A 7,805-nucleotide genomic window follows, 5' to 3' on the forward strand; every position below is an offset into this window, starting at 1 on the left:
ACGAGCCGGCCGGCCTCGACCTCGACCGTGCCGGTGGCAACGACGCGCAGTTCGCGGCCCAGGGCCTCGACGGTGCGAACCACCATGGCCTGGCCGCCGTCGGCGGCGCGGACTGCGGTCCCGGTACCGAGCTCGTCAGCGACGACCTCGAACGGAACGGTCGCCTCCACGGCGAGCCGTGCAGCGACGAGCCCGTCCGGCCCCGTGACCACGTCCTGCCCGACCGCCCGTACGTCGCGGAGCGTCGAGCCCGCGGTCACCACTGTCCCGGCGTCCAGCTCGAGGTCGGCGAGCCACACCTCGTCCTCGCCCAGGTCGGCGGGAGGCTCGGCGCCCGGCGGCCGCTCGTCGCCGGCCGTCGGCGACGGCACAGGCGCTGCCTCGCCCGCGTGGACGGGGTCGCTCACCACCCACCAGAGAATTGAAGCCGCGACCCCGAGGACGAGGACCATCCCGGCAGCACCGATCAGCCAGTCCTTTGCGCGCGTCCACCCCATGGGGACAGTCTGCTGGCTCGCCGCTCGGGGCGCGAGGCTTTGAAACCGGTTTCGCTGCCAGGGCACGGTGTGCTTCCGGCTCATGCCTAACCCCGGACGCCGGCCAGGTGGTGCAGCAACTTCTCCGTGGACATCATCGCCCCGCCGAGCACTGCCGGAAGGCCGCCGCCCGGATGCACCGATGCGCCCACACGCCACAGCCACGGCCGCAGCGGGCTGGTGTGGGCGGGAGCGTGGAACGGCCCGCTCATCCAGGACGGGTGGACCGCCCCGTACAGGGCACCGCCCGCCGACCCCGCCTCGCTGAAGTAACCCGGATCAAGGATCTCGAAGCTCGAGAAGTACGCTGCGAGCGGCTCCGGGAGTCCCAGCACCCGCGTCACGCGGTCGAACTCGCGCATTACGAAGGGGTCCTCCAGCACATACGTCCGCCCGTTCGGCGGCGCGGTCAGGAGCAGCGCCAGTGTCCCGGAATCATTGGGGTACACCTGGCCGGCCGGATAGTAGTTGGCGAAAATCATGGTCTGCTGCGGCTCGCGGTTCGCCTCGAGGCTCGAGTACAGGCCCTGCGGATCATCGGGCAGCAGGACGCCGTGCCGCGGCGTGCCGGCCGGAAGCTCCCGGTTCAGTACCGCATACACACCGATCGCCGAGCACGTGAGCTTCCGCGGCAAGCGAGGCACCCGTCCGCTGAGCAGCGCACCGAGGCGGTGCGCATCCAGGCCGCTGACGACGGCGTCGGCCGGGTACGTGCCCTGGGCCGTCGTGACGCTGTGCGCGCGGATCCGGGTGACGGGTTCTCCCGTCCGGATCTCCACGCCGCCGGCGATGGCGAGCCGCTGCAGCGCCTCCACGAGCTCGTAGATGCCGCCCTTCGGCACCCACACGCCGTCCTCCGCCATGACCGCGGGCATGCTCGCGTAGAGCGCCGGAGTCCGGGTGGGACTCACGCCCGCGTTCAGTGTGTGGATGGCGATCACTTCCCGCAGGCCCTCCGGCAGCCACCTCAGGCTGTCCAGATAGCTCCGCGTGGTCAGCCTGGGCCCGTAGAGACCGGCGAGCTTGACCAGCGCCGGCCGGGACGCGCTGTCGAGCGGACCGGTGGTCAGCAACCGGGCGACGTCGGAACCCAGCCCGCCGTGCTGGGCGGCAAAGCGTTCCCAGGCCGCATGCCAGGGATGGCCGGGCGGGACGGGAAGCGAGCATTCCTGCCCCCGGTAGTAGTAGGTGCCGACTTCCTCGAGCCGTTCGAGTTCCAGACCGGCGGTACGCCGCGCATCGAAGCCCGCGTCCGTTCCCCGGGCATCGATACGGCGCAGGAGCTCATCCCAGACCGCAGGGAAAGTGAACAGCGAAGGCCCGGTGTCCATGCGCTGGCCGTCTCGCTCGATGCGCCGGCTCTTGCCGCCAGGATGGTCCTGCGCCTCGAGAACCGTGACGGAATGCCCCGCAGAGCCGAGCAGCGCTGCGGCCGCCAGGCCGCCGATGCCCGCGCCGACCACCACCACCCGGCTCATGGGTACAGTCCCAGGGTCAGCGCAACCACCAGTTGCATGCCGGCAACGGTTCCCGCCACATAGGGGAACGCAATCGAGTACCGGTACAGCCGGTGGCCGGTCGCGGGCGACGGCGAGCGCCGCAGTGACACGAGCAGCCAGCCGGAGATCCCCGCGTTCACGACGGCGACGGGCAGGTTCACCAGCGCGAAGCAGACGGTGGAGAGGAGCCACCACCCCCCGCTCCAGGCGACGACGCCGCGGGCACCCACGCGCACCGCCGTCGTCGTAATTCCCGCCTCCCGATCCTCCTCGATGTCCTGCACCGCGTCGAAGGTGTGCTTCGCCGCGCTCCAGGCCATGAGGCCGAGGGCTGCGGGCCAGACCGGCTCGGAGCCCAGCGCGTAGGGCAGGAAGACCAGGGGAAAGGCGTAGGCGGCGTTGCTGACGGAATCGAGGTAGGCGCGGGCCTTGAAGCGCAGCGGCGGCGCCGAGTAGAAGACGAAGACGAGCACGTAGAGGGCGATCCACAGCAGCGCCGCCGCGGGGAGCGTGGCCAGGAAGTAGGCGAGGAACGGCAGGTTGGTGGCGAGGACCCAGAACCAGATGGACCGCACCTCGATGGAGCGGATGCGCGCCCCTTCGAGGGAGCCCTTGCGGGGGTTCAGCGCATCGGTGTCCTGGTCGAAGATGTCGTTGACGCCGTAGATGAGCAGGTTGAACGGCAGTGTCAGCCAGATCAGCAGGGCTGCCGCTTCCGCCTCCCAGAGAGTGCCGGTCAGCCACATCCCCACCACGCCGGTTCCGAGGGTATTGATCCACAGGACCGGCCGGGAGATATGGACCATCCGGCGGACTGCGGGCGCTGGTCCTGCCTGGGGCACGGCGGTGTTCCTCCTGGAATGGTGAATTCGGCGGGGTCGTTGCGGACACTGGTACCGCAACACTACGTGGAGCGCCGGACAAGCGGCGCCGAACCGGCCGGCGAAGGTGATGTGTCTAGAATCATAGTTGGGCCCGACGACGCGCTCAGCGATCATATGTCCACCAACGCTGAAGGAACGTATCCCCCCATGAAGATCGGAATTCTCACCAGCGGAGGCGACTGCCCCGGCCTGAACGCGGTGATCCGCGGTGCGGTGCTCAAGGGCATCAAGACCCACGATCAGGAATTCGTGGGCTTCCGCGACGGCTGGCGCGGGGTGGTGGAAGGGGACATCATCGATCTCCCGCGTCACGCCGTCCGGGGTATCTCCAAGCAGGGCGGAACGATCCTCGGCACCTCACGCACCAACCCCTTCGACGGCAACGGCGGACCCGACGCCATCCGGGAGACCCTGGCCAGGCTGGGCATCGACGCAATGATCGCCATCGGCGGCGAGGGAACCCTCGCTGCAGCCAAGCGCCTCACCGATGCGGGCCTGAAGATCGTCGGCGTTCCGAAGACGGTGGACAACGACCTCGACGCCACCGACTACACCTTCGGATTCGACACTGCGGTGCAGATCGCCACCGAAGCGATCGACCGGCTACGCACGACGGGTGAATCCCACAGCCGCTGCATGATCGCCGAGGTCATGGGCCGCCACGTGGGCTGGATCGCCCTCCATGCCGGGATGGCGTCGGGCGCCCACGCGATCCTCATTCCCGAACAGCAGACCAGCATCGAGCAGATCGCCGCGTGGGTGTCGGACGCCCATGAGCGTGGCCGTGCACCGCTGGTGGTCGTGGCGGAAGGGTTCGTTCCGCTGCATCTGGAGCAGGCCCACTCGGAGCGCGGACTCGATACGTTCGGCAGGCCGCGGCTGGGCGGCATCTCGGACCAGCTCGCGCCGGAACTCGAAGCCCGCACCGGCATCGAGACCCGGGCCACCATCCTGGGGCACATCCAGCGCGGCGGGGTTCCGACGTCGTTCGACCGCGTTCTTGCCACCCGCCTGGGCATGGCCGCCGTGGATTCCGTCAAGGACGAACTGTGGGGCACCATGGTGTCCCTCAACGGCACCGAGATCGTCCACGTGGGCTTCGAGGCCGCCCTGGGGAACCTGAAGACCGTTCCGCAGCACCGCTATGACGAAGCCGCGATCCTCTTCGGCTGATGGAACCGCTGGAACTGGACCCGGGAACGGTCGCGATCATCCAGCTCGCGTGGTCGAGGGTGCTCGGCTTCGAGGACACGGCGTTCGCCGACTCCTCGACCGGCCGCCTGTACCGCACGGACAGCAACGCGCCGGTGATCACGTTCGTCACCATGTTCGGCAAGGAAGCGCTCGTCGGCCCCGACTGGGCGGTGGCGGCGGCGCAGCAGCTACCGGGTCCGGTCCTCCGGCAGCATTCGACGCTCCTCACCCTGAGCCGTGAGTACGGCGGCCGGGGTCTGGGGGAGGCCCAGCTGTTCTTCAGCGATGCGCTGCCCGACCTGGACCCCGATCCGTCGGCTGCGGTGTCCAGCGAACCCGCGTTCGTCACGCAGCTCGAACGCTTGTGCCCCCCGGATGACTCGGCCGAGGCCGGGCTCTCCTCCGCGGAGTACCCCTTCGTCCTGTTGGACGACTCCGGCGACGGCGCCCCCCGTCCCCTGTCCGGGGCCGGCTACGACGTGTGGAGCGGCATCCTGGCCCACCTCGGTGTCCTGACTCCCCCGCAGCATCGCCGGCGCGGTTTCGCCCAGCGCATCGTCGCGGTGGCGGTCGAGGAGGCCATGGCGGCCGGGCTCATTCCCCAGTGGAGGGTGAGGACCGACAACACGGCGTCGCAGCGCACCGCGCGGCGTGCGGGCTTCGCCTTCGCCGGGACGCAGACCTCGGTCATCCTCGGCGCGTGACCGCCGCGGCTGCGGGCTCAGCCGAACAGCTGCTCCAGCTCGGTCCTCCCGAACATTCCCGCCGCGGCGCGGGCCGTCGGCGTTCCGGCGTCGGGGTCGGCGCCCGCGGCGTGCAGGATGCGGGCAACAGCGGTGTGCCCCTTGAAGACCGCGCCGGCAAGCGGTGTCTGACCGCGGTCATTTCCCCGGTTCACGTCGGCCCCGCGGTCAATGAGGTCCCTCACCAGGGCCGGGTGTCCATTGTAGGAGGCGAGCATGAGCAGGGTGTCGCCGGCGGAGTTGACCAGTTCGGGCGGCACCCCGGCGTCGAGGTAGCGTTTCAGCGTGCCGGCGTCGCCCTGCCGCGCTGCGTCGAACAGGACATGGGCGAGAGCGAATGCCGCCTCGGCGCCCGGTTCCTCCGATGTCACCGGGGGGCCCGAAGGAAGCCGGTGGCCCGGCCCACCACCTGGCCGGCATCTGGTGCGACGATGATCTCCTGCGCGGCCGCATACTTCTCGCCGTCGTCCTCCACCACGAGCGTTGCGGCGGGATCGACCGACCTCTTGATGACGGCCAGGGCGATGGGTCCCATTTCCCAGTGGTGCGCCACCGACGTGGCCCGGCCGACGGTGCGGCCGTCGAGCACGACGGCGCTGCCCTCCTTCGGCAGGGTGTGCTGGCTGCCGTCGAGGTGCAGGAACACGAGCCGCCGGGGGGGATGGCCCAGGTTGTGGACCCGGGCCACGGTCTCCTGGCCCTTGTAGCAGCCCTTGGTGAGATGGACGGCGGTCCGAAGGAGATCCAGTTCGTGCGGGATCGCCTTGTCGTCGGTCTCGAATCCCATCCGGGGGCGCCAGGCCGCTACCCGGAGTGCCTCCGACGCCATCGTGCCGGCGGGCCGGTGATCCTCGAGGGACGAGACCGCCGTGAACAGGGAGGCGCGCGGGACGAGGTATTCGGACCAGGGGCGGGTCCGTCCCGGGTGCTCCTCCTCGGACACCGTCGAATACGGGAATCCACCGCCGGTGACAGCGGGCCAGGGGTCCACCCAGACCGCGGATTCGGCGAGGCCGGCGACGGGTCCCACGGCTCCGACGACGGCCCAGTCGGTTGAGACATCGGCGATCTCGACTCGGAGCATGAACTTCATCCGCTGCAGCCATGCGGCCAGCCCCTGCGCTTCGAATCCCTCGACGATCAGCCAGGTCGTGGCACCGTCGTCGAGCAGCCGCGCTCCGTACTCGATGCGTCCCTGCACGGTGAGCAGCAGCGTCTCGGTCCCGTGGCCGGGCTCGAGGTTCAGCAGGAGCTGGGAGGTGAGGGAGTTGAGCCAGCTGAGCCGGTCCGGGCCGGTGACGGTGACGACGCCGCGGTGGGACAGGTCCACCACCGCCCTGCCCCCGGAGAGTTCGCGCTGCTCGCGGAAGGGGTCGCCGTAGTGGGAGGCGACGCCGGCATCGGGGCCTCCGCCCTCGACGGCGCCGGGCAGGGCGAGCAGGGGGCTGCGGTAGGTCATGGGTGTGGCAGTTTCTTGAGGATGGCGGAGGCATGGGCTTCGAGCGCCTTGCCGTTGGCGGCGACGTCCCAGCGCCAGTAGAGGTTGCCCTCCACGAGCCCGAAGAGCCGGGTGGCAGCGGTGTATTCCTTGGAGTTCTGTCCGCGCATCACGAGGTCCGTGGACAGCTGGATCTGCGGGCCCTTGATACTCCCGTAGTACAGTTCGGCGATCCCTCCGGGGTGGACGATCGTCGCCGTGATGTCGAACCCGCCCGCAGCGTTCCGGAACTGCTCCACCTCATCGGCGCTCTTGAGCGCGGGAACGATGTCGGCGGGTGACAGGCCCGGCCCGACGTCGGCGTCGTTGAGCCTGCGGTCGAGCGCCCAGAATCCGGTTTCGACCGACAGGGGCCGCAGCCTGGCTCCGTGCTCGTCGGCGAGCCAGCTTTCGGCCGTGTACTGGAGATAGGGCAGGCCGTGCTGGGAGAAGGAGACGTGCTGGACGAAACGCTCGGAGTCAGCGGTGCCTTCACCGAGCATGCCGGTCCCTTCCCACGTGCCCAGGAGCCACGAGAGGGGAACGAGTTCAGGAGTCAGGTCGGTGGGTAGCTCGATCGACATGGGTCTGGCTGGTCCGACCGGCTACTTCTGGCCTTTGTACAGACGCGTGACCACCAGGGCAGCGAACCCGGCCATACCGAGGCCCGCAACGACCAGCAGGGCGATGAAGAAGATTTCGAGTGCAAGAAGCGACATGCCCTTATCCTATCCCGCGCTCGGGGCCGGTAAGACACGCAGCCGGTTCGTTTCAGGCAAAGAGGACTTTGTCGAGGAAGTAGACGATGCCGCCCACGGAGAGGACCGGGGTGAGCCCCACCGAGAGTGCGGCCAAGGTATTCAGCGGCGCATCCCGCACCATCAGCAGGCGGCGGACACAGACGATCATGGCGCCGCAGACGATCCCGAGCACTGCGGCCGGCAGCGCTGGGACATCAGTGAGGAGCAGTGCGCCCAGTGGCCCGGCGAGGCCGGCGAGCACCAGGCCCAGGGGTGCCGTGAGGCGGTCGGGCCAGGGCAGCAGGGACGCAGCGAGTGCCGCCAGGATACTGATCCCGGTGACGAGCATCATCCCGGAGTTGGTGGAATTGACCGTCAGGCGGTCGGCCGCGGCCCACCCCGAGCCGAGGGCGATGGCGAAGACGCCGGAGCTGGCACCGAAGGTGGATTCAAGGCGGAGGCTCTGGCCGGTTCCTCGGATGAGCTGGATCATCAGGATCGCGCCTACTCCGAGGGCGACAGCAGCCGGGAACCGGACCATGTAGTCCGGCCCTGCGGAGGATGCGGCGGCGGCGACGGCCAGGACGGCGCTGATGCCGATGACGGCGGACTGGCTCTTCTTGGCGGGGACCCCCAGCACGTGGGGCCAGCCGATCGCGGCGACCACGCAAAGGACTCCCGCGAGCACTGCCACCGAGACTGCCGAGACATAGGACGCCCCGACCAGCCCTG

Annotated in this window: 9 protein-coding genes; 2 read left to right on the top strand and 7 right to left on the bottom strand. The window is 69.6% G+C overall.

The window, feature by feature from the left end:
* The 3 genes from Y704_RS23220 to Y704_RS0104000 all read right to left on the bottom strand — a co-directional run.
* Nucleotides 1–497: hypothetical protein (locus tag Y704_RS23220; protein WP_035771555.1), on the bottom strand; the 497-nt coding region annotated here is incomplete at its 3' end.
* Nucleotides 498–583: 86 nt separating this feature from the next.
* Nucleotides 584–2,014 (bottom strand): phytoene desaturase family protein, encoded by a 1,431-nt coding sequence (locus tag Y704_RS0103995; RefSeq protein ID WP_026549148.1) that lies wholly within the window; start codon nt 2,012–2,014, stop codon nt 584–586.
* Nucleotides 2,011–2,877, bottom strand: coding sequence for a UbiA family prenyltransferase (locus tag Y704_RS0104000; RefSeq protein WP_026549149.1), 867 nt, complete (start codon nt 2,875–2,877; stop codon nt 2,011–2,013). Before Y704_RS0104000 ends, Y704_RS0103995 begins: the two co-directional genes overlap by 4 nt.
* A 189-nt stretch (nt 2,878–3,066) precedes the next feature.
* Between Y704_RS0104000 and Y704_RS0104005 the strand changes: the two genes are divergently transcribed.
* On the top strand, nt 3,067–4,092 hold the full coding sequence (locus Y704_RS0104005; protein ID WP_026549150.1) for a 6-phosphofructokinase: 1,026 nt from the start codon (nt 3,067–3,069) through the stop codon (nt 4,090–4,092).
* Nucleotides 4,092–4,817, top strand: a complete 726-nt coding sequence (locus Y704_RS0104010) for a GNAT family N-acetyltransferase (RefSeq protein ID WP_253904227.1) — start codon at nt 4,092–4,094, stop codon at nt 4,815–4,817. Before Y704_RS0104005 ends, Y704_RS0104010 begins: the two co-directional genes overlap by 1 nt.
* A 17-nt stretch (nt 4,818–4,834) precedes the next feature.
* On the opposite strand, the gene Y704_RS25120 is transcribed toward Y704_RS0104010, so the two are convergent.
* From Y704_RS25120 to Y704_RS18840, 4 genes are all read right to left on the bottom strand, one after another.
* Entirely contained in the window at nt 4,835–5,227 is a 393-nt protein-coding gene (locus tag Y704_RS25120; protein ID WP_026549152.1) for an ankyrin repeat domain-containing protein, read from the bottom strand.
* Nucleotides 5,224–6,315, bottom strand: a complete 1,092-nt coding sequence (locus tag Y704_RS25125; protein WP_026549153.1) for a CAF17-like 4Fe-4S cluster assembly/insertion protein YgfZ — start codon at nt 6,313–6,315, stop codon at nt 5,224–5,226. Before Y704_RS25125 ends, Y704_RS25120 begins: the two co-directional genes overlap by 4 nt.
* The gene (locus Y704_RS0104025) at nt 6,312–6,917 is read right to left on the bottom strand and encodes a nitrobindin family protein (protein WP_026549154.1); all 606 of its coding nucleotides are present in this window, start codon (nt 6,915–6,917) and stop codon (nt 6,312–6,314) included. The genes Y704_RS25125 and Y704_RS0104025 overlap by 4 nt, the downstream gene beginning before the upstream one ends.
* A 187-nt stretch (nt 6,918–7,104) precedes the next feature.
* Nucleotides 7,105–7,805: hypothetical protein (locus Y704_RS18840; protein ID WP_343212808.1), on the bottom strand; the 701-nt coding region annotated here is incomplete at its 5' end.

The sequence above is a fragment of the Arthrobacter sp. Br18 genome (assembly GCF_000520555.1).
In the GTDB taxonomy this organism is placed as follows: Bacteria; Actinomycetota; Actinomycetes; order Actinomycetales; family Micrococcaceae; genus Arthrobacter_D.